The organism is Streptomyces sp. SD31 (assembly GCF_052068475.1).
Classification (GTDB): domain Bacteria; phylum Actinomycetota; class Actinomycetes; order Streptomycetales; family Streptomycetaceae; genus Streptomyces.
The window spans coordinates 273,038-294,071 of sequence record NZ_JBQHCX010000001.1; the positions used below are offsets into that span (position 1 = coordinate 273,038).

Genomic DNA, 21,034 nt, shown 5'->3' on the forward strand with positions numbered 1-21,034 from the left:
TCGGGAGTCGAGCGCATATCCCCAGGTGGGGTGGATCAGGTCTGCGCCATGTCCACGAACCGCGAGTAGTGGCCCTGGAAGGCCACCGTGATCGTCGCCGTCGGGCCATTACGGTGCTTGCCCACGATGATGTCCGCCTCGCCGGCGCGCGGCGACTCCTTCTCGTAGGCGTCCTCACGGTGCAGCAGGATCACCATGTCGGCGTCCTGCTCGATGGAGCCGGACTCACGCAGGTCGGACACCATCGGCTTCTTGTCCGTACGCTGCTCGGGACCACGGTTGAGCTGCGAAAGCGCGATCACCGGGACCTCCAGCTCCTTGGCCAGGAGCTTGAGATTACGGGACATGTCCGAGACCTCCTGCTGACGGCTCTCGGAACGCTTCGAACCACCGGCCTGCATCAGCTGCAGATAGTCGATGATCACGAGCTTGATGTCATTGCGCTGCTTCAGCCGGCGGCACTTCGCACGGATCTCCATCATCGACAGGTTCGGGGAATCGTCGATGTAGAGCGGCGCCGCCGAGACCTCGGGCATACGCCGCGCCAGGCGTGTCCAGTCCTCGTCCGTCATGGTGCCGGAGCGCATGTGGTGCAGGGCCACCCGCGCCTCGGCCGACAGCAGACGCATCGCGATCTCGTTGCGCCCCATTTCCAGGGAGAAGATGACGCTCGCCAGGTTGTGCTTGATCGACGCCGCCCGCGCGAAGTCCAGCGCCAGCGTGGACTTACCCATGGCAGGACGTGCCGCGATGACGATCATCTGGCCCGGGTGCAGACCGTTGGTGAGTGAGTCGAGGTCCGTGAACCCGGTGGGCACACCCGTCATCTCGCCGCTGCGCGAACCGATCGCCTCGATCTCGTCGAGCGCGCCCTCCATGATGTCGCCGAGCGGCAGATAGTCCTCGCTGGTGCGCTGCTCGGTGACCGCGTAGATCTCGGCCTGGGCGCGGTTGACGATCTCGTCGACGTCGTCGTCGGCCGCGTATCCCATCTGCGTGATGCGGGTGCCGGCCTCGACCAGGCGGCGCAGTACGGCGCGCTCATGGACGATCTCCGCGTAGTACTCCGCGTTCGCCGCCGTCGGCACCGTCTGGACGAGGGTGTGGAGATACGAGGCTCCGCCGACCTTGTTGATCTCGCCGCGCTTGGTGAGCTCGGCGGCGATGGTGATGGGGTCGGCCGGCTCGCCCTTGGCGTACACATCGAGGATCGCCTGGAAGATCGTCTCGTGCGCGGGCTTGTAGAAGTCGTGGCCCTTGAGGACCTCGACCACATCGGCGATGGCGTCCTTGGACAGGAGCATGCCGCCGAGGACGGACTGCTCGGCGTCGAGATCCTGCGGCGGAACCCGCTCGAAGGCCGAACCACCGCCGTCCCACTCGCCGTTGTCCCGGCCGCGATCATGCTGCTCACCGCGTCCCCGGCCACCGTCACCGCGTCGGCGGGAAGCAGGCAGACGATCACTGGGACCGCTGTCGGCCCACGGGTCGTCCAAGGGCTCGGAAATGCTCAACCGAGCCACCTCCTCCCGTCCGCCGAGCGGACCTCGCCGTGCCCATCAGTTCTACGGCACGCCACTGACAAATAAGAGGCCCAACTCCGGTTCTGGCTCGCCGGTTTTGTGAGGGTTTCACGGTCGGCGGACGGAGCGGGCGCCGGACCACGGTAGGCCCGCAGGCACCGTCAGCCAATCTGGTTATCCACAGGCCATGTGGACGACGGCCCGGATGCTGTGGAGAACTCCGCAAAACCTGTGCACGAGGCGGTGGACAGCCCTGTGAACAAGCCCCGCAAGAATTCCGAACACCCACCCTGACCTGCCCATTTACCGTCCACCGGCTGTGCAGAAGAAAAACTTCCCCAGTCGGACCAAGATCGCTTCGAACGGTACACAGAAGCACACACCATGAGATGACCAGTAAGGGTCACATCCGCATTGCATCTCTTACCTGTGGACGATTAGATTGGTGGCCATGACACAGGCTCCCGCGACTCCTACGGCCACACGGCGAAAGCACGACCGAGAGATCGTCGCACTCGCCGTCCCGGCCTTCGGCGCGCTCGTCGCCGAGCCCCTCTTCGTCATGGCCGACAGTGCGATCGTCGGCCATCTCGGCACCGCACAGCTCGCCGGACTTGGGGTCGCCTCGGCTCTCCTCATGACAGGGGTCAGCGTCTTCGTCTTCCTCGCCTACGCCACCACAGCCGCCGTTGCCCGACGTGTCGGCGCTGGTGACCTCCAGGCCGCCATCCGCCAGGGCATGGACGGCATCTGGCTGGCTCTCCTGCTCGGTGCCGCCGTCATTGCAGTCGTACTGCCGACCGCACCGTATCTCGTGGAACTCTTCGGCGCCTCGGACACAGCAGCCCCCTACGCCACCACCTATCTGCGGATCTCGACACTCGGCATACCGGCCATGCTCGTCGTACTCGCCGCCACCGGCGTTCTACGCGGACTGCAGGACACCAAGACGCCGCTCTACGTCGCTGTCGCGGGCTTCGTCGCCAACGCCGCCCTCAACGCGGGCCTCGTCTACGGCGCCGACCTCGGCATCGCGGGCTCCGCCTGGGGCACCGTCCTCGCTCAGTGCGGCATGGCCGCGGCCTACCTCGTGGTGGTCGTCCGCGGGGCCCGCAAGCACGATGCTTCCCTGCGCCCTGACGCAGCCGGGATAAGGGCCTCCGCACAGGCCGGAGTGCCCCTGTTGGTCCGCACCCTCTCCCTGCGGGCCATTCTGTTGATCGCCACGGCCGTCGCAGCCCGCCTCGGGGACGCCGACATCGCGGCGCACCAGATCATCTTGTCGCTGTGGAGCCTGCTCGCTTTCGCACTGGACGCCATCGCCATCGCTGGGCAAGCCATCATCGGGCGGTATCTCGGTGCCGGCGATGCCGAGGGGGCTCGCGCCGCCTGCCGCCGCATGGTGGAGTGGGGCATCGCATCCGGCGTCGTCCTCGGGCTGCTCGTGGTGCTCGCCCGACCGCTCTTCCTGCCGCTGTTCACCAGTGACACGGTCGTCAAGGAAACCGCGGTTCCCGCCCTGCTCATGGTGGCGCTCTCCCAACCGATCTGCGGCGTCGTCTTCATCCTGGACGGTGTCCTGATGGGGGCAGGCGACGGTCCCTACCTAGCGTGGGCCATGGTGCTCACCCTGGCGGTGTTCACTCCGGTGGCCCTGCTCATCCCCGCGTTCGGCGGCGGCCTCACCACAGTCTGGGCGGCCATGACGCTGATGATGACGGTGCGCATGCTGACGCTCTGGGCGCGCACGCGCTCGGGCCGTTGGATCGTCACCGGCGCGACGCGCTGAATGTTTCACGTGAAACACGCTGTTTCACGTGAAACGGGCCGGATCCGCTCTCTGTGCAGCGAAGGGACCGTACCCACCGGGTACGGCCCCTTCATTCAGCTGTTCCAGCCGAGCGCAGCGATCAGGCCGCGACAACCTCGATGTTGACCTTGGCGGCAACCTCGGGGTGCAGACGCACGGACGTCTCGTGGGCGCCCAGGGTCTTGATCGGCGCACCGAGCTCGATGCGGCGCTTGTCGACCTCGGGGCCACCGGCAGCCTTGATCGCCGAGGCGACGTCGGCCGGGGTGACGGAACCGAAGAGACGGCCGGCCTCGCCGGAGCGGACAGCCAGACGGACCTTGACCGCCTCGAGCTGACCCTTGACCTGGTTGGCCTGCTCGATGGTCTGGATCTCGTGGATCTTGCGAGCACGACGGATCTGCTCGACGTCCTTCTCGCCGCCCTTGGTCCAGCGGATAGCGAACTTCCGCGGGATCAGGTAGTTGCGAGCGTAACCGTCCTTGACGTCGACGACGTCGCCCGCGGCACCGAGGCCGGAGACCTCGTGGGTGAGGATGATCTTCATGTGTCGGTCACCCTTCCCTTATCGCGCGGTGGAGGTGTAGGGCAGCAGCGCCATCTCACGGCTGTTCTTCACGGCCGTGGCGACGTCACGCTGGTGCTGCGTGCAGTTGCCGGTCACGCGGCGGGCACGGATCTTGCCGCGGTCGGAAATGAACTTCCGCAGCATGTTCGTGTCCTTGTAGTCCACGTACGTGACCTTGTCCTTGCAGAAAGCGCAGACCTTCTTCTTCGGCTTGCGCACAGGCGGCTTCGCCATGGTGTATCTCCTGTGTGATCAAGAAGTTTGGGTACGACCCGCCCCCGGCCCAAGGCCTAGAAGGGGGGCTCGTCCGAGTAGCCGCCGCCGCTGCCGCCGGAGTTTCCACCCCAGCCGCCGCCACCGCCGCCGCCCTGCTGGCCACCGGCGGGAGCACCGGTCGCCCACGGGTCGTCAGCGGGAGCGCCGCCGCCCTGCTGACCGCCGCCGGGGCCACCGCCCCAACCGCCGCCACCCTGGCCGCCACCGCCACCGCCACCGTAACCACCCTGGCCACCGCGGCCGGCGGTCTTGGTGACCTTGGCCGTGGCGTTGCGCAGGCTGGCGCCGACTTCCTCGACGTCCAGCTCGTAGACCGTGCGCTTGACGCCCTCACGGTCCTCGTAGGACCGCTGCTTCAGCCGGCCCTGCACGATGACGCGCATGCCTCGCTGGAGCGACTCTGCGACGTTCTCCGCCGCCTGACGCCAGACCGAGCAGGTCAGGAACAGGCTCTCGCCGTCCTTCCACTCGTTCGTCTGGCGGTCGAAGGTGCGGGGAGTGGACGCGACACGGAACTTCGCGACCGCCGCACCGGAGGGGGTGAAGCGCAGCTCGGGGTCATCGACAAGATTGCCGACGACCGTGATGACGGTCTCGCCTGCCATGGGGGAACCTCTCGGCGGGTTTGCTGCTGGCTGCTTGTGCTGCTACTCGAATCCCGAGATGAGCTGAGCGGGAGAGCTCAGTGGGTCTCGGGGCGGAGGACCTTGGTCCGGAGGACCGACTCGTTCAGGTTCATCTGGCGGTCGAGCTCCTTGACGACCGCAGGCTCGGCCTGCAGGTCGATGACCGAGTAGATGCCCTCGGGCTTCTTCTTGATCTCGTACGACAGACGACGACGGCCCCAGGTGTCGACCTTCTCGACCTTTCCGTTGCCCTCACGGACGACGGAGAGGAAGTTCTCGATCAGGGGGGCGACAGCGCGCTCCTCCAGATCGGGGTCGAGGATGACCATCACCTCGTAGTGACGCATGTGGAACCCACCTCCTTTGGACTCAGCGGCCACGGTCGTTCCGTGGCAGGAGGGTTGTGATGCGTACGCAACGGTATCGGCCGCCACTGACAATCGGAGATGACCTCGCGGTTCTCCGAGCTGGCCCGGGCAGACACCGGTGCAGACGGTACACAGTACCTGCACACCGGCGTCCGGTTGAAATCCGGCCGCCATCACCGACAATCTGTACACATCGGGTGTGTATGGCGCTACGATGCGCCGCCTTCCGCAGGAGGTGCCCTATGGCACAGGCAATGCGACCCAACACCGTCGGAGGCCTTTTCGCCACGGACGGAAAGCCCCACCCTCTCCAGGACACCCTGCTCGCGGTGACCCTGGTGCTGGGCATCACGGCCTTCGTCACGGCGATGTTCCACAACCTGCACCTGCTCAGCTCCTGGACCGGTCTGGTGGGGATCTTCACCGGCGCATACGGCCAGTGGATCTCGGAGACGACCCGCGAGCGCTTCGGGCTGATCATCGGCCTCGGCGCCTCGGCGGTCGGCTTCTTCCTCGGCATGGCGCACGGTGGCCTCTTCGGCGGGGTCTTCTGACGCCAGGGCATCGTCCTCCGAAGAACCGGCCACGGAGACTGTCCTCCGAACACCGGTAGAACAGCGCATAGAACACCACCGAACGCCTCGGTGGCCCCCAGGGCCGGGGCGAAGCTTCCATACGCCCAGTCGGGGCGCTCCCAAGGCGCAGTAGGCTTCGGCGCGAGAGCCGGAGCCCCTGAACCCATGGGGACACACCAGCCCGAGGAGCGCCCCGAATGAGCCTGACCCTGAGGACGATCAGTCGCGAGCAGCATCTGGCATACATCCAGAGCCTGCCGTCGGCGAGCCACATGCAGGTTCCGGCCTGGGCGGACGTCAAGGCGGAGTGGCGCTCGGAGAGCCTCGGCTGGTTCGACAAGAGCGGCGAACTCGTGGGCGCGGGCCTTGTCCTCTACCGACAGCTGCCCAAGATCAAGCGCTATCTCGCCTATCTCCCCGAGGGCCCGGTCATCAACTGGTTCGCGCCGAATCTGACCGACTGGCTGGAACCGATGCTCGCGCACCTGAAGCACCAGGGCGCCTTCTCCGTGAAGATGGGCCCGCCGGTGATCATCCGGCGCTGGGAGGCCACCTCCATCAAGGCGGGCATCCAGAATCCTGACGTGAAGCGGCTGCGTGACATCGAGGCCGACTTCATCGAGCCGCGCGCTTTCGAGGTCGCCGACAAGCTGCGCCGTATGGGCTGGCAGCAGGGCGAGGACGGTGGTGCCGGCTTCGGCGACGTCCAGCCGCGTTACGTCTACCAGGTGCCGCTGGCCAATCGGTCCCTCGAAGAGGTCCACAAGAACTTCAATCAGCTGTGGCGCCGCAACATCAAGAAGGCCGAGAAGGCCGGCGTCGAGGTCGTCCAGGGCGGTTACCAGGACCTCGCGGAGTGGCAGCGCCTGTACGAGATCACGGCCGTGCGGGACCATTTCCGGCCACGCCCGCTGTCGTACTTCCAGCGCATGTGGACGGCCCTCAACACCGAGGACCCCAACCGCATGCGCCTGTACTTCGCCCGCCACAACGGTGTGAACCTGTCGGCGGCGACGATGCTGATCGTCGGCGGGCACGTCTGGTACTCCTACGGCGCCTCCGACAACATCGGACGTGAGGTCCGGCCCTCGAACGCGATGCAGTGGCGGATGCTGCGCGACGCCTACGCGCTCGGCGCGACCGTCTACGACCTGCGCGGCATCTCCGACTCGCTGGACGAGACCGACCACCTCTTCGGCCTGATCCAGTTCAAGGTGGGCACGGGCGGGCAGGCCGCCGAGTACCTCGGTGAGTGGGACTTCCCGCTGAACAAGTTGCTCCACAAGGCGCTCGACATCTACATGTCGCGCCGCTGACCTCCCGTTCTCTGCTTCGATACCGTCAACTGCTGCACCGTCGATAGCTTCCATACCTCTGATACACCGCAGCCACGAGAAAGGTTCCAGGTCCGGCCATGGCGCTCACGCTCTACGTCGACACCGCGCGCTGGCGGGCGCACCACAAGCACGTGCAGGAGCAGTTCCCGGGCCTCGTCCCGGTCTGCAAGGGCAACGGCTACGGGTTCGGGCACGAGCGGCTGGCGGAGGAGGCCACGCGCCTGGGCTCCGAAGTCCTCGCCGTCGGCACGACGTACGAGGCCGCGCGTATCAAGGACTGGTTCGGCGGTGACCTGCTGGTGCTGACGCCGTACCGACGCGGCGAGGAGCCGGTGCCGCTGCCCGACCGGGTCATCCGCTCGGTGTCGTCGGTGGACGGCGTGTACGGCCTCGTCGGCGCCCGCGTCGTCATCGAGGTGATGTCCTCGATGAAGCGGCACGGTGTGAGCGAGCGCGACCTGCCGCAGCTGCACGCCGCCATAGAGAACGTCCGGCTCGAGGGGTTCGCCATCCACCTGCCGTTGGACCGTACCGACGGCTCGGACGCCGTCGAGGAGGTCATCGGCTGGATGGACCGTCTGCGTGCCGCGCGGCTGCCACTGCACACGATGTTCGTCAGCCACCTCAAGGCCGAGGAACTCGCCCGCCTGCAGCAGCAGTTCCCGCAGACCCGCTTCCGCGCCCGTATCGGCACCCGGCTGTGGCTGGGGGACCACGAGGCCACCGAGTACCGCGGCGCGGTCCTGGACGTCACGCGCGTCTCCAAGGGCGACCGCTTCGGTTACCGGCAGCAGAAGGCGGCCTCCGACGGCTTCCTGGTGGTCGTGGCGGGCGGTACGTCGCACGGGGTGGGTCTGGAGGCCCCCAAGGCCCTGCACGGCGTCATGCCGCGCGCCAAGGGCGTCGCCCGGGCCGGCCTCGCCACCGTCAACCGGAACCTTTCTCCCTTCGTATGGGGCGGCAAGCAGCGCTGGTTCGCGGAGCCGCCGCACATGCAGGTCTCCATCCTGTTCGTCCCCTCGGACGCTCCCGAGCCGAAGGTCGGCGACGAGTTGGTCGCCCATCTGCGGCACACCACCACGCAGTTCGACCGGCTCGTCGACCGCTGAACGAACGCCGCTGGCACTGAAACGACCGCCGCTCGGCACTCCGAACGGGGAAAGGCCGTACACGGACTCTTCCGTGTACGGCCTTTCGCGTGCCCGGCCTACGCCCTGTTCGCTCAGAGCGAACCGTCGGCCGTCCCCTGCTTGCCCCACTCCACTTGCGGCCCGTCGAAGTGGGCCGCGTGCCGCGGTGGATGGGCTGCGGAGCCGAGCACGAACACGTCGTCCGCCCGGTCGAGCACGCCTCCCGAGGGATCGTCGTCACCACCCCGGCGCACCGGGTCCCGTTCCGGCATGAGGATGTCCCGTACGACGACGGCGCACAGGTACAGCGTCCCGAGCAGGTGCACGCCGATGGCCCAGTGGTAGCCGTCGGGCGGCAGTCCCTTGTGGGCGTCCCCGCTGGTCGTGTACGCGAGGTACAGCCAGATCCCGAGGAAGTACGCCACCTCGCCCGCCTGCCAGATGAGGAAGTCCCGCCACCTCGGCCGGGCCAGCACGGCCAGGGGCACCAGCCACAGCACGTACTGAGGCGAGTAGACCTTGTTGGTGAGGATGAACGCCGCGACGATCAGGAAGGCCAGCTGGGCGAACCGCGGACGTCGCGGCGCGGTGAGCGTGAGGGCCGCAATGCCGGCGCAGCACAGCAGCATCAGCAGAGTGGCAAGCGTGTTGACGGTCTCCGTACTCAGTGGGTCGGCGGAGTTCTGGGCCATGATCAGCCAGAAGGAGCCGAAGTCGACGCCCCGTTCCTGACTGAACCGATAGAACTGCGACCACCCGTCCCAGGCAAGCAGCATCACCGGCAGGTTCACGACCAGCCAGGCGAGGACGGTGCCGCCCAGCGCCTTCCCGAAGTCCCGCCACTTGCCGGCACGCCAGCACAGGACAAACAACGGGCCGAGCAGGAAGACGGGGTAGAGCTTCGCGGCCGTGGCGAGCCCCAGCAGGATGCCGAAAGCAAGGGAGCGGCCGCGCGACCACATCAGCATCGCTGCGGCCGTCAGGGCGACGGCCAGCAGGTCCCAGTTAATGGTCGCGGTCAGCGCGAAGGCGGGCGCGAGGGCGACCAGCAGTCCGTCCCAGGGGCGCCGGGCGTGCGTGCGGGTCACACAGACGGCGATGACGGCCGCGCACACCATCAGCATCCCGGCATTGACCATCCAGTACCACTGCTCCTGGTCCTGGATGCTGCCACTGCCCGGCGTGAGCCAGGAGGCGACCTCCATGAACACACCGGTCAGCACCGGGTATTCGAGGTACTGCATGTCGCCGGGGAGCTTGTCGAAGTACGGCACCAGCCCGTCGGCGAAGCCGCGCCCCTGGTAGAGGTGCGGGATGTCCGAGTAGCAGGCATGTGTGTACTGCGAGCTGGCGCCGAAGAACCAGGCGCCGTTGTAGCAGGGTGCCTTCTGGACCAGACCGAGGGCGAACATGCCGATCGCCACGAGAGCGACGATCCGCACGGGAGTCCACCAGGACGTCCCGAGCAGGGCGCGCCGTCCGATGGGGCCACCGATCAGCTCACTCCCGCTCGCGGCGACCTCGTCCTCCTTGGTCGGCCGCACCGGGTCCGGCTCGTGCACGCTCGTGGGCGTCGTCTCTGCACTGGGCATGGGGCACATCCTGCCGTACGTGTCTGAGAACGTTGCGAGGACGACGGGGTGCGACGGCTGAGTGTTTCACGTGAAACCGACGTTTCACGTGAAACAGGCCGGTGGCCGGCACCCTGCTTCATGGGTGCCGGCCACCGGCCTTCTCGCGTCAGGTGAGCCCGTCGGTCAGCCTGATGGTCCGCCGAAGAAGCCTCCGTTGCCGTTGGCATTACCTCCGGAGTTGTCTGTCTCCGTCTCCGTGGGCGTAGGTGACGTGGTCACGCCCCCGTCCGAGCCACCGTTCTGCCCACCGTTGGCGGTTTCGCACTGCCAGCTGAGGTCGTCGCAGGTCACGGTCGGTGTCGGCGACGGCGAGATCAGCGACTCGGAGGGCGACGGCGACGGGCTCGGGCTCTCCTCGACGGTCTCGGTGGGCGTAGGCACCACGGTCGGCGTCGGCGTGTCGTTGATGATCTCGCCGATGGGTTCGGCCTCCGGGAAGGGCTCCGGGGTGCCGTAACTCTTCATCGCCTCGACCATGTAGTCCTTCCAGACCTGAGCCGGGATGTCACCACCGTGGATGGACGGCACGCCACCGGTGCCGTTCATGGACAGCAGCTTGCCCTTGTCGGGATCCGTCCGGAACAGGGTCACGGCCGTGGACAGCTCCCTGGTGTACCCGACGAACCACGCCGACTTGTTCTGGTCGGTCGTGCCCGTCTTGCCGGCCACCGGGAACCCAATGTCCGCAACCTTCTTACCGGTGCCGTTCTGGACCACGTTCTCCAGGACGTCCGTCACGTTGTTCGCGATCTCGGCGTCCATGGCGATCTTCTTCTCCGGAGGCTTGAACCCCGGGACCTCCTCGCCGTCCTTGATCACCTTGGTGACGGAGTACGGCTCGTAGTGGTCGCCCGAGGCAGCGAAGCTCCCGTACGCGTCGGCCATGCGGATGGCGCTGGGCGTCGACGTACCCAGCGAGAAGGACACGTTCCTGATGTTGGCCTGGTCGAAGAAGCTCGAGGAAATGCCCATGTCGTTCGCGAGCTTCTGGGTGTTGGACAGGCCCACATCGATGCCCAGCTGCGCGAACGGGCTGTTGATGGACTGCTCCATGGCCTTCTTGAGCGTCACCATGCCCCAGGCCGTGGTGCCCTCGTTCTTCTGCCGGAACGGCTTTCCGTTGTCGCCCATGATCGGGTCACCGTTCTGGTTCTTGATCACGAGAAGGTCGTTGCCGTTGTACTTGGCCAACGGCGAGAGCGGCTTTCCGTCGGTCTCGTGGGTCCCGTACTTCATCGCGGCGGCCAGCACGATGGGCTTCCAGGTCGATCCGACCGGCACACCCAGCGTGTTGGCGTTGTTGGAGTAGTGGCCCTTGTCGTAGCCCTCGCCGCCGTACAGCGCGACGATCGCTCCGCTCTGGGGATCGACCGACGCACCGCCGAACTGAACGTACTTGTCCTTCTCACGCTTCTTGGGGTCGAGGAAGCCCTTCCGCGTCTTCTCGACGGCCGCCGCCAGCTCGTTGACCTTCTTCTTGTCGAAGGTCGTGTAAATGCGGTAGCCGCCCTTCTCCAGGTCCTCGGGGGACAGACCCGCCTTCTTGGCGACGTACTCCTTGGCGATGTCGATGAGATAGCCGCTCTGCCCAGACAGGTTCGAGCTCTGCTTCTTGAACGTGGGGAAGTCACCGACCTTGGCACGGTCCGCCGCCGACAAGCGCCCCACCTCGACCATCCGGTCCAGGATCCACGACCAGCGTTCCTTGGCCCGCTTGGTGTTGGACTCCGCCGTGGCACCCGCTCCCACACCGCCGTCGGGGTTGTAGAAGTTCGGGCCCTTCAGCACGGCGGCGAGGAAGGCACACTGCGAGGTGCTGAGTTTCGTGGCGTCCACACCGAAGTACGCCTGGGCCGCCGCCTGGATGCCGTAGGCGTTACGGCCGTAGTAGGCGGTGTTGAGGTAGCCCGCGAGGATGTCGTCCTTGGACATCTTCTGGCCCACCTTGATGGAGATGAACAGCTCTTTGAACTTGCGGGAGATCGTCTGTTCCTGGCTCAGGAAGGTGTTCTTCACGAACTGCTGGGTGATGGTCGAACCACCCTGCGTCTCGCCGCCCCTCGCCATGTTGAGGAGGGCCCGCCCGATACCCGCCGGGTCGATGCCGTTGTCCTCGTAGAAGGACGCGTTCTCGGCGGAGACGACCGCGTTCTTCATCTCCTTCGGGATCTCCGCGTCGCTCACCAGCTGGCGGTTGGTCTGACCGCCGGTCGACGCCATCTGCTTGCCGTTGGACCAGTAGAAGACGTTGTTCTGGGCAAGGGCCGTGTCTTGTTCCTTCGGAATGCCCACCATGGCGTACCCGATGCCGGCGGCAGCGACCAGACCGCCCATGAAGGCCAGGAACGTCCCCGTGACGAGCCGCCACGACGGCACCCACCGCGCCACTCCGTACTTGCCCGCGCGCGGATAGTCGACGAACCGCTTCCTGCCGGGCGGGGCCGCGCGCCCTCTGCCGCGCCCAGGACCGTTCGGCCCGCCGGGAGCGGCACGGCGGCCGCCTCGGCCCGGTTCGGCCGCTCTGCGGCGGCCGCCTCCACTTCTCTGGGCCGCGCGGCGTGCCTCGGCGCGGCCGCCATACGGCCGTTCCTCGCCTGCCGAACCGCTGGAACCCGACCCGTACGAGTCGGAAGGAGATCCGGTGGCGCCTCGCGATGCCGCTCGGCGGCCGGCGGACGAACCGGGCTGGCCGCGTCGGGCCGCGGCACGTCCGCCTCCCTGCGGCTGCGGCGGTTTGCGACGGTGCTCGCTCATCGAACGACTACTCCTCGGGCAGGCGCACTCCTGCGCGCCTGGCAACGGCGGCTGATTTCCGGTCCCCCCGAAGTACGGATGCGGTCGGTTCCGCATTCACCCGTACTGCACCAAGGACGACGACGCCCTCAGGTGTCACTCGGTTCCCGGTGGTGTGCATGGCGCACAGACTACGCACCGTCAAAGCCCCCCTAGCCCCGAACTTCACCCCAAATCAGGCAACTCGCTCCACATGAATCGTTGATGTGATCCCGTTCACCGTTCCCCCACTTGTCGCGCCCGGAAGGCCGTTCTATCGTCGTGATGTATCGAGTCGATACATCAGCGCGAGATATGACGAGGAGGCGAGGGGATGAGCCGACGTTCCGGGATCCTCGAGTTCGCTGTCCTCGGACTGCTCCGCGAATCCCCGATGCACGGCTACGAGCTGCGCAAACGACTCAATACGTCACTGGGTGTGTTCCGTGCGTTCAGCTACGGCACGCTCTATCCCTGCCTCAAGACGCTGGTCGCCAACGGCTGGTTGATCGAGGAACCGGGGAACATCGTCGAGGACGCCCTCGCCGCACCACTCACGGGGCGTCGCGCCAAGATCGTCTACCGGTTGACGGCGGAAGGTAAGGAGCACTTCGAGGAACTGCTCTCACAGACCGGCCCCGACGCGTACGAGGACGAGCACTTCGCTGCCCGATTTGCCTTCTTCGGACGCACGCCGCAGGACGTACGCATGCGCGTACTGGAGGGCCGCCGCAGCCGGCTGGAGGAGCGCCTGGAGAAGATGCGCGCCTCACTGGCACGCACCCGGGAGCGCCTCGACGACTACACGCTTGAGCTCCAGCGCCACGGGATGGAGTCCGTGGAGCGCGAAGTGCGCTGGCTGAACGAGCTCATCGAGAGCGAGCGGGCCGGGCGGGACCTGAAGGGTTCCGCTTCCGGGGGGTCCGCTCAGCAGGACACCACATCTGGAGAGCCGGGCGATCTGCCCCGTCCCGGGGGCACCCCCGGGACGGATTCGCCCGGCGACACCGCCACGTGAGAGCCCAGTCAGGGCCTCACTCGTACACACAGGGAGCAACCGGAATGGGTTCGGTTCGCGTAGCCGTCGTCGGCGTGGGCAACTGCGCCGCGTCGCTGGTTCAGGGAGTCGAGTACTACAAGGACGCCGACCCGGCGTCCAAGGTCCCCGGCCTGATGCACGTGCAGTTCGGCGACTACCACGTCCGTGACGTCGAGTTCGTCGCCGCCTTCGATGTCGACGCGAAGAAGGTCGGCCTCGACCTCGCGGACGCCATCGGTGCCAGCGAGAACAACACCATCAAGATCTGCGACGTGCCGAACACCGGCGTGACCGTGCAGCGCGGCCACACCCTCGACGGGCTCGGCAAGTACTACCGGGAGACCATCGAGGAGTCCGCCGAGGCCCCGGTCGACGTGGTCCAGGTCCTCAAGGACAAGCAGGTCGACGTCCTCGTCTGCTACCTGCCCGTGGGCTCCGAGGACGCGGCGAAGTTCTACGCCCAGTGCGCCATCGACGCCAAGGTCGCCTTCGTCAACGCCCTGCCGGTCTTCATCGCCGGTACGAAGGAGTGGGCGGACAAGTTCACCGAGGCGGGCGTCCCGATCGTCGGCGACGACATTAAGTCCCAGGTCGGCGCCACCATCACGCACCGCGTCATGGCGAAGCTGTTCGAGGACCGCGGCGTCGTCCTGGACCGCACGATGCAGCTGAACGTCGGCGGCAACATGGACTTCAAGAACATGCTCGAGCGCGACCGCCTCGAGTCGAAGAAGATCTCCAAGACGCAGGCCGTCACCTCCCAGATCCCCGACCGGGACCTCGGCGAGAAGAACGTCCACATCGGCCCGTCCGACTACGTCGCCTGGCTCGACGACCGCAAGTGGGCCTACGTCCGCCTTGAGGGCCGCGCCTTCGGTGACGTCCCGCTGAACCTGGAGTACAAGCTCGAGGTCTGGGACTCCCCGAACTCCGCCGGCGTCATCATCGACGCCCTGCGCGCCGCAAAGATCGCCAAGGACCGCGGCATCGGCGGCCCGATCCTGTCGGCGTCGTCGTACTTCATGAAGTCCCCGCCGGTCCAGTACTTCGACGACGAGGCCCGCGAGAACGTCGAGAAGTTCATCAAGGGTGAGGTCGAGCGCTAAGCAGACGGCGCCGCACTAAAAACGCTCCTGCCAGAGCTGCCGAGGGTCCCCGGGTTGCACCGCCCGGGGACCCTCCCCATATGTGAGGCTGTGCCCCATGTCCGTCGTACGCGACCTGCGGGTCCTGCTGCGCTTTGGGAACTTCCGGCGCCTGCTCGTCGTACGCCTGCTCTCACAGGGCGCCGACGGCGTCTACCAGACGGCGCTCGCCACGTACGTCGTCTTCTCCCCGGAGAAACAGACCTCGGCCGCCGCGATCGCCTCCGCGATGGCGGTACTGCTCCTGCCGTACTCCCTGGTGGGCCCTTTCTCCGGCGTCCTGCTGGACCGCTGGCGCCGCCGCCAGGTCCTTCTGTACGGCAGCCTGCTGCGCACGGTACTGGCCTCGGTGACAGCCGTCCTGATCATCACCGAGGTTCCGGACTGGCTCTTCTACGTCTCCGCCCTGTGCGTCACCGCCGTCAACCGCTTCGTCCTGTCCGGCCTGTCCGCCGCACTGCCACGCGTGGTCGACGACGAGCGTCTGGTGATCGCCAACTCCCTTTCCCCGACCGCCGGAACGCTCGCCGCGAGCATGGGCGCCGGTCTGGCCTTCCTCGTACGGCTGGTGGCCTGGGACTCCGATGCCGCCGTGGTCCTCATGGGAGCCGCCCTGTATCTGTGCGCGGGGCTGGCGGCACTGCGTATGTCACGAGAACTGCTGGGTCCTGACCGAGAGTTGGTGCAGCCGCGCCTCGCGGCGGCGATCTCCGGCACCGCGCGCGACTTGGCGGCAGGGGTACGCCACCTCGCCACGCCGCCGCGGAGGGAGGCCGTCTGGGCGCTGCTCACGATGACCCTGATGCGCTTCTGCTACGGCGCCCTGCTCGTCACGCTGCTGATGCTCTGCCGGTACGCCTTCTCTTCGAACGCCGATGACGGACTCGCCCTGCTGGGGCTGGCGTTGGGGATCTCCGCCGCCGGTTTCTTCGCGGCGGCCGTGGCGACCCCCTGGGCGGCGGCACGGCTGGGCTCCGGTCGCTGGATCGCCGTGTGCGCGGGGGCCGCCGCAGTCCTGGTGCCCGCACTCGGCCTGCCGTTCGCCATAACTCCCATGCTGGCCGCGGCATTCGTCCTTGGCCTGACGACGCAGGGGGCGAAGATCGCGACGGACACGATCGTGCAGGCCTCGGTCGAGGACGGCTTCCGCGGCCGGATCTTCTCCGTCTACGACGTGCTGTTCAACGTCGCCTTCGTCGGTGCCGCCGGCGTCGCCGCCCTGATACTGCCGCCGGACGGCCGCTCGACACCGCTCGTTGTCGCAGTCGCCGTTATCTACGCGGCAGTTGCTGGGGCTATGGGCCGCTTTGAACGCCGCTCCGTGTCACATCAATGACACAGAGCCACTCCCGGCCGCTCGGGCGTCAGAGGGGACCGATAACTTACGTGCGTCTTATTTCCGCGCTTAGTTCGCGCCACGCACCCAAGTTCCAGGGGGACCCCAAAGTGACAACTCCGCCGCCCCAGGGCAACCCGTACGCCCAGGGCCAGAACCCGTACGCCCAGGCTCAGCAGCCCTACGGCCAGCCCCAGGGGCAGGCCCCGTACCCGCCCCAGGGCGGCTACCCGCAGCAGCCTGGCCAGCCCGGGTTCCCCCAGCAGGGGGCGGCGCCGTACGCGCCGGTTCCGCCGCAGCAGCCGGGCCGCAGGTTCAGCTTCAAGACGATCAAGAACATCCTTGCCGTCGCGGCCGTCAGCATCATGATCATCGTCGGCTACATAATGAGCCAGGACGACGCAAAGAACGCCGCGGAGGGCGACTGCCTGAAGGCCCCGTCATCGTCGGTCTCGGATGACACCCTGGAGGTTGTGGACTGCTCCTCCTCCGAGGCCGAGGTGAAGGTACTCAAGAAGATCAAGGGGCACTACACGTCGCTCACCGCCCAGACAGAGTGCAGCAAGGTCGAAGGGTCCACCAGCCTCTACACCGAGACGATGAAGACAGGCACCAGCGACGACGAGTTCCTGCTGTGCCTCAAGGACCTCTGATCTGATCACTCCATGTGCTGAGGGGCGGTGTTTCACGTGAAACACCGCCCCTCAGCACATCCTGGGCGCATGTTTCACGTGAAACATGCGCCCGTTTCACAGCCTCAGCCTTGCTCGGCCCACCACTCCTTGAGCGCCGCTACCGCCTCGTCGTGCGCCATGGGCCCGTTCTCCAGCCGCAGCTCCAGCATGTGCTTGTACGCGCGGCCAACGGCTGGCCCCGGCCCGACGCCGAGGATCTCCATGATCTGGTTGCCGTCGAGGTCGGGGCGGATGGCGTCCAGTTCCTCCTGCTCCTGGAGCTGAGAGATCCGCTCCTCCAGACCGTCATAGGCGCGGGACAGCGCGGCCGCCTTGCGCTTGTTGCGCGTGGTGCAGTCCGAGCGGGTCAGTTTGTGGAGGCGGTCCAGGAGCGGACCACCATCACGGACATAGCGGCGAACTGCCGAGTCCGTCCACTCTCCGGTGCCGTATCCGTGGAAGCGCAGATGGAGTTCGACCAGACGTGAGACGTCCTTCACCAACTCGTTGGAGTACTTGAGCGCCGTCATGCGCTTCTTCGTCATCTTCGCGCCGACCACCTCATGGTGGTGGAACGAGACCCGGCCGTCCTTCTCGAAGCGGCGCGTGCGCGGCTTGCCGATGTCGTGCAGCAGGGCCGCCAGCCGGAGGGTCAGGTCGGCACCGTCCTCCTCCAGCGCCATCGCCTGCTCCAGGACGATCAGCGTGTGCTCGTAGACGTCCTTGTGCCGATGGTGCTCGTCGCTCTCCAGGCGCAGCGCCGGCAGCTCGGGCAGCACATGATCCGCGATCCCGGTGTCGACCAGCAAGGTCAGCCCCTTGCGGGGGTTCGCGGACAGGATCAGCTTGTTCAGCTCGTCCCGCACCCGCTCCGCCGAGACGATCTCGATGCGCCCGGCCATCTCCTTCATGGCCGTCACCACCTCGGGAGCCACCTCGAAGTCGAGCTGCGCCGCGAAGCGCGCCGCCCTCATCATGCGCAGCGGGTCGTCCGAGAAGGACTCCTCCGGAGTGCCCGGCGTACGCAGCACACGCTCCGCCAAGTCCTCCAGACCGCCGTGCGGGTCGACGAACTCCTTCTCCGGAAGGGCGACGGCCATCGCGTTCACGGTGAAGTCACGCCGGACGAGGTCCTCCTCGATCGAGTCGCCGTACGACACCTCCGGCTTGCGGGAGGTTCGGTCGTACGCCTCGGATCGGTAGGTGGTCACCTCGATTTGGTAGCCGTCCTTCTGTGCTCCGACCGTCCCGAAGGCGATCCCGACCTCCCACACGGCGTCCGCCCACGGGCGCACGATCTTCAACACGTCCTCGGGACGGGCGTCGGTCGTGAAGTCCAGGTCGTTGCCGAGCCTGCCGAGCAGCGCGTCCCGGACCGACCCGCCGACCAGGGCGAGTGAGAACCCGGCCTCCTGGAAACGGCGGGCGAGATCGTCGGCGACCGGGGCAACCCGCAGCAGTTCACTCACCGCGCGGTGCTGCGCCTGGCTCAGGGCGCTGGGCTTGTCTTCGTAGGCGTTCGGCACAACAGAAGAGGGTACGTGGCCCGGGCGACCAGGATCGCCTCCATTAAACGTGCACATCCGAGGGCACAGACAGCTCCGTCAATACGCGCACAAGGCCTGCCCTTGCGACGTACGAAAACGCTCCCCTTTATAGAGGCACATACAGGACAGGCCGACGGTCGGAACCGATCTTGTGGAGCAGACCGCGGCACTTCCCCTCAGCGCGCATCGTTACCATGCGTGGACGCACATTCCGACGACCACTGACGACGACGAGGGACGGGCGAGCGCGTGGCCGAGGCGGCAGACTTCCAGGGGATGAGTCCCTCACCTGCCCGCCGGTGGCTGCGGCGCACCGGAGCACTGTTCGCCGGGGCGCCGCTGCTGGCCGGCCTGCTCCAGCTGCCCGCGGCCACGCCCTCGCACGCCGCCGGGCAGGACTCCCTGAAGGCCGCCTCCGGCTCGGGCGCGGTAGCCGTCGCTGTGGATTCGCTCACCCCCTCTGTCCCCGCTGACGGCGACACCCTGACCGTGTCCGGCACGGTGACCAACAAGGGCAAGCAGGCAGTCACCGACGCGCGGGTGGACCTGCGTCTGGGGTCCGCGCTGAACACGCGCTCGGACATCGACACGGTCGCCGGGCGCACCGGCTACCAGGACGGCCTCGACGGGGCACCGGTGGGCGGGAAGTACGTCAAGGAGTTCTCCAAGCTCACCCCAGGGGTCTCCCAGCGCTTCAGCATCTCCGTACCGGTCAACGATCTGGACCTCGGGGGAGACGGGGTCTACCCGCTCGCAGTCTCCCTGTCCGGCGAGACGTCCGCGCAGCCCTGGAATCAGGTGCTCGGCATCCAGCGGACCTTCCTGCCGTGGCAGCCCGACGGGGCCGACACGAAGACCCGGACGACGGTGCTGTGGCCGCTCATCTCCACCGCGCACATGACGGCGCAGACGGGGTCGAACGAGTCGCAGACGCCGGTCTTCCAGGACGACGACCTCGCCAAGGAGATCTCCCCCGGCGGCCGCCTCCAGCAGCTCGTGTCGCTGGGCAGGGAACTCGACGTCACCTGGGTGATCGACCCCGACCTGCTGGCCTCCGTCGACGCGATGACGGACAACTACCGCGTGCAGGGCGAGGGTGACACGACCACGGCGGGCACCCATCAAGCGGTCGCCAACCAGTGGCTGGCCGAGTTGCAGGAGGCGGTGCAGGACAAGGAGGTCGTCGCCCTGCCCTTCGCCGACCCTGACCTGGCCTCCCTGGCGCACAACGGCACGAACGTCACCGGCTCGCTGAACCACCTCAAAGAGGCCGCCGACGTCGCCGCCGACACGGTCGACTCCATCCTTCACGTGGAACCAACCACCGACTTCGCCTGGCCCGTGAACGGCGCCGTCGACCCGTCCATCGTCAAGGTCGCCACCTCCGCCGGCGCGGACAAGGTGATCACCCGCAGCGACAGCCTGGTGGAGACGGGCGGCCTGCCCTACACGCCCTCCGCGGCCCGCCCCATCGGCGGCGGTACGACAGCGGTCGTCGCGGACGCCAGGATGTCCACGTTGTTCCAGGGGAACCTGACGAGGGCGTCGAGCTCGACACTCGCCGTGCAGAGGTTCCTGGCCCAGAGCCTGGCCCTCAACCTCCAGTCGGACAAGCAGCGCAGCATCGTCGTCGCCCCGCAGCGGATGCCGACGGCGAGCCAGGCCCAGGCGATGGCCGAGGCGGTGACGGCACTCCAGGACGGCACGTGGTCCCAGCCCCAGGAGCTCACGGCCGCGGCCACGGCCAAGCCCGACTCCGGCGCCACCACGAAGGTGCCGGCGGCCTCCAAGTACCCCTCCTCGCTGCGCAAGCAGGAGCTGCCGCGATCGGCCTACGAGCAGATCGCGACCACGCAGGACAAGCTCGACAAGTTCAAGGTCATCCTCAGCAAGGAGGCCCGCGTGGTGACGCCCTTCGGGCGGGCCATGAACCGCGAGATGTCCACGTCGTGGCGCGGCCGCTCCGGAGAGGGGGCGGACTATCGCAATGCCGTGGAGGCGTACATCGACTCCCTGGCCGGCCAGGTCACGCTGATCGACAAGTCCGAGACCAAGCTCTCCGGCCGCAGCGCCACGATCCCCGTGACGGTGCAGAACAACCTGGTGCAGGGCATCGAGCACCTGGTGCTCCGGCTCACCTCGAAGAGCCCGAGGCGCCTCGAGATCGACGGCGATCGCTTCTCCGAACAGCACGTCGCGGTGTCCGGCGGGCACAGCCAGACGGTGAAGTTCCCCACGTCGGCTCAGGCCAACGGTCAGGCGACGGTGGTCGCCCAACTGTTCACGGAGGACGGCCAGCCGTACGGCGCACCCGTCACCTTCGACGTGAAGGTCACCGAGTTCACGGCCACCGTGATGCTGGTCATCGGCGGCGGCTTCCTCCTGCTCGTCCTTGCCGGATTCCGGATGTACACGCAGCGCAAGCGCGCGGCCGCGCGTGCGGCAGAGGAGAACGGCGCCACGGAGACGAGCGAGACCGACGACGGCACGGAGAACCAGGAAGGCCCCAAGGACCGTCTCACGCCCGAGGACTCCCCTGAGGAGGAATCAGGCACCGGTACCCGGGCAGACGCCCCCGAGCAGCCGAGTGACCTGACACCGGACACCGCAACGGAAAGCGCCGACCCGTCCGGCACGGGTGAGAGAGTGGACCGTTGAGCGATGTCGTGGCCGG

Annotated in this window: 17 protein-coding genes; 9 read left to right on the plus strand and 8 right to left on the minus strand. The window is 67.3% G+C overall.

What is annotated here, in order from left to right; genetic code table 11:
- Positions 1 to 35: 35 nt before the first annotated feature.
- Positions 36 to 1,514 (minus strand): replicative DNA helicase, encoded by a 1,479-nt coding sequence (dnaB, locus tag ACTMVF_RS01220; RefSeq protein WP_441269064.1) that lies wholly within the window; start codon positions 1,512 to 1,514, stop codon positions 36 to 38.
- A 460-nt stretch (positions 1,515 to 1,974) separates the two neighbouring features.
- Between dnaB and ACTMVF_RS01225 the strand changes: the two genes are divergently transcribed.
- Positions 1,975 to 3,312 carry an MATE family efflux transporter gene (locus ACTMVF_RS01225; RefSeq protein WP_441269065.1) on the plus strand — a complete coding sequence of 446 codons (1,338 nt, stop codon included), beginning with the start codon at positions 1,975 to 1,977 and terminating at the stop codon, positions 3,310 to 3,312.
- Between the two features lie 121 nt (positions 3,313 to 3,433).
- On the opposite strand, the gene rplI is transcribed toward ACTMVF_RS01225, so the two are convergent.
- The 4 genes from rplI to rpsF all read right to left on the minus strand — a co-directional run bounded on the left by rplI (position 3,434) and on the right by rpsF (position 5,150).
- On the minus strand, positions 3,434 to 3,880 hold the full coding sequence (gene rplI, locus ACTMVF_RS01230; protein ID WP_301999173.1) for a 50S ribosomal protein L9: 447 nt from the start codon (positions 3,878 to 3,880) through the stop codon (positions 3,434 to 3,436).
- Positions 3,881 to 3,898: 18 nt separating this feature from the next.
- Positions 3,899 to 4,135 (minus strand): 30S ribosomal protein S18, encoded by a 237-nt coding sequence (gene rpsR, locus ACTMVF_RS01235; RefSeq protein WP_003949403.1) that lies wholly within the window; start codon positions 4,133 to 4,135, stop codon positions 3,899 to 3,901.
- 56 nt (positions 4,136 to 4,191) lie between these two features.
- On the minus strand, positions 4,192 to 4,782 hold the full coding sequence (locus ACTMVF_RS01240) for a single-stranded DNA-binding protein (protein ID WP_441269066.1): 591 nt from the start codon (positions 4,780 to 4,782) through the stop codon (positions 4,192 to 4,194).
- Positions 4,783 to 4,859: 77 nt separating this feature from the next.
- The gene (gene rpsF, locus ACTMVF_RS01245; RefSeq protein WP_005482942.1) at positions 4,860 to 5,150 is read right to left on the minus strand and encodes a 30S ribosomal protein S6; all 291 of its coding nucleotides are present in this window, start codon (positions 5,148 to 5,150) and stop codon (positions 4,860 to 4,862) included.
- 263 nt (positions 5,151 to 5,413) lie between these two features.
- Here rpsF and ACTMVF_RS01250 point away from each other — a divergent pair, with 263 nt between their 5' ends.
- The 3 genes from ACTMVF_RS01250 to ACTMVF_RS01260 all read left to right on the plus strand — a co-directional run bounded on the left by ACTMVF_RS01250 (position 5,414) and on the right by ACTMVF_RS01260 (position 8,192).
- Complete coding sequence (locus ACTMVF_RS01250) at positions 5,414 to 5,725, plus strand: hypothetical protein (RefSeq protein ID WP_441269067.1); 312 nt, start codon at positions 5,414 to 5,416, stop codon at positions 5,723 to 5,725.
- A gap of 218 nt (positions 5,726 to 5,943) precedes the next feature.
- Positions 5,944 to 7,062 carry a peptidoglycan bridge formation glycyltransferase FemX gene (femX, locus tag ACTMVF_RS01255; protein ID WP_128435528.1) on the plus strand — a complete coding sequence of 373 codons (1,119 nt, stop codon included), beginning with the start codon at positions 5,944 to 5,946 and terminating at the stop codon, positions 7,060 to 7,062.
- Positions 7,063 to 7,160: 98 nt separating this feature from the next.
- Positions 7,161 to 8,192 (plus strand): alanine racemase, encoded by a 1,032-nt coding sequence (locus ACTMVF_RS01260; protein WP_301999165.1) that lies wholly within the window; start codon positions 7,161 to 7,163, stop codon positions 8,190 to 8,192.
- A 113-nt stretch (positions 8,193 to 8,305) separates the two neighbouring features.
- Here ACTMVF_RS01260 and ACTMVF_RS01265 read toward each other — a convergent pair whose 3' ends face one another.
- A complete protein-coding gene (locus ACTMVF_RS01265) occupies positions 8,306 to 9,805 on the minus strand; it encodes a glycosyltransferase family 87 protein (RefSeq protein ID WP_441269068.1) in 1,500 nt (499 codons plus the stop codon).
- Between the two features lie 165 nt (positions 9,806 to 9,970).
- The gene (locus tag ACTMVF_RS01270) at positions 9,971 to 12,601 is read right to left on the minus strand and encodes a transglycosylase domain-containing protein (RefSeq protein ID WP_441269069.1); all 2,631 of its coding nucleotides are present in this window, start codon (positions 12,599 to 12,601) and stop codon (positions 9,971 to 9,973) included.
- A gap of 352 nt (positions 12,602 to 12,953) precedes the next feature.
- Between ACTMVF_RS01270 and ACTMVF_RS01275 the strand changes: the two genes are divergently transcribed.
- The 4 genes from ACTMVF_RS01275 (at position 12,954) to ACTMVF_RS01290 (ending at position 16,792) form a co-directional block, all read left to right on the plus strand.
- The gene (locus tag ACTMVF_RS01275; protein ID WP_441269070.1) at positions 12,954 to 13,637 is read left to right on the plus strand and encodes a helix-turn-helix transcriptional regulator; all 684 of its coding nucleotides are present in this window, start codon (positions 12,954 to 12,956) and stop codon (positions 13,635 to 13,637) included.
- A 44-nt stretch (positions 13,638 to 13,681) separates the two neighbouring features.
- The gene (locus ACTMVF_RS01280; protein ID WP_123761884.1) at positions 13,682 to 14,764 is read left to right on the plus strand and encodes an inositol-3-phosphate synthase; all 1,083 of its coding nucleotides are present in this window, start codon (positions 13,682 to 13,684) and stop codon (positions 14,762 to 14,764) included.
- A gap of 97 nt (positions 14,765 to 14,861) precedes the next feature.
- A complete protein-coding gene (locus ACTMVF_RS01285; RefSeq protein ID WP_441269071.1) occupies positions 14,862 to 16,139 on the plus strand; it encodes an MFS transporter in 1,278 nt (425 codons plus the stop codon).
- Positions 16,140 to 16,249: 110 nt separating this feature from the next.
- Positions 16,250 to 16,792, plus strand: coding sequence for an LppU/SCO3897 family protein (locus tag ACTMVF_RS01290; protein WP_441269072.1), 543 nt, complete (start codon positions 16,250 to 16,252; stop codon positions 16,790 to 16,792).
- Positions 16,793 to 16,896: 104 nt separating this feature from the next.
- Here ACTMVF_RS01290 and ACTMVF_RS01295 read toward each other — a convergent pair whose 3' ends face one another.
- A complete protein-coding gene (locus ACTMVF_RS01295; RefSeq protein WP_441269073.1) occupies positions 16,897 to 18,339 on the minus strand; it encodes a CCA tRNA nucleotidyltransferase in 1,443 nt (480 codons plus the stop codon).
- A 270-nt stretch (positions 18,340 to 18,609) separates the two neighbouring features.
- Between ACTMVF_RS01295 and ACTMVF_RS01300 the strand changes: the two genes are divergently transcribed.
- On the plus strand, positions 18,610 to 21,018 hold the full coding sequence (locus tag ACTMVF_RS01300; RefSeq protein WP_441269074.1) for a DUF6049 family protein: 2,409 nt from the start codon (positions 18,610 to 18,612) through the stop codon (positions 21,016 to 21,018).
- Positions 21,019 to 21,034 lie beyond the last annotated feature (16 nt).

Bases quoted from the DNA above. Each gene is read 5' to 3' on its own strand.
- ACTMVF_RS01270 (WP_441269069.1), bottom strand. From the start codon at position 12,601: ATGAGCGAGCACCGTCGCAAACCGCCGCAGCCGCAGGGAGGCGGACGT.
- rpsR (WP_003949403.1), bottom strand. From the start codon at position 4,135: ATGGCGAAGCCGCCTGTGCGCAAGCCGAAGAAGAAGGTCTGCGCTTTC.
- ACTMVF_RS01240 (WP_441269066.1), bottom strand. From the start codon at position 4,782: ATGGCAGGCGAGACCGTCATCACGGTCGTCGGCAATCTTGTCGATGAC.
- ACTMVF_RS01250 (WP_441269067.1), top strand. From the start codon at position 5,414: ATGGCACAGGCAATGCGACCCAACACCGTCGGAGGCCTTTTCGCCACG.
- rpsF (WP_005482942.1), bottom strand. From the start codon at position 5,150: ATGCGTCACTACGAGGTGATGGTCATCCTCGACCCCGATCTGGAGGAG.
- ACTMVF_RS01265 (WP_441269068.1), bottom strand. From the start codon at position 9,805: ATGCCCAGTGCAGAGACGACGCCCACGAGCGTGCACGAGCCGGACCCG.
- rplI (WP_301999173.1), bottom strand. From the start codon at position 3,880: ATGAAGATCATCCTCACCCACGAGGTCTCCGGCCTCGGTGCCGCGGGC.
- ACTMVF_RS01285 (WP_441269071.1), top strand. From the start codon at position 14,862: ATGTCCGTCGTACGCGACCTGCGGGTCCTGCTGCGCTTTGGGAACTTC.
- femX (WP_128435528.1), top strand. From the start codon at position 5,944: ATGAGCCTGACCCTGAGGACGATCAGTCGCGAGCAGCATCTGGCATAC.
- ACTMVF_RS01260 (WP_301999165.1), top strand. From the start codon at position 7,161: ATGGCGCTCACGCTCTACGTCGACACCGCGCGCTGGCGGGCGCACCAC.
- ACTMVF_RS01275 (WP_441269070.1), top strand. From the start codon at position 12,954: ATGAGCCGACGTTCCGGGATCCTCGAGTTCGCTGTCCTCGGACTGCTC.
- ACTMVF_RS01280 (WP_123761884.1), top strand. From the start codon at position 13,682: ATGGGTTCGGTTCGCGTAGCCGTCGTCGGCGTGGGCAACTGCGCCGCG.
- ACTMVF_RS01225 (WP_441269065.1), top strand. From the start codon at position 1,975: ATGACACAGGCTCCCGCGACTCCTACGGCCACACGGCGAAAGCACGAC.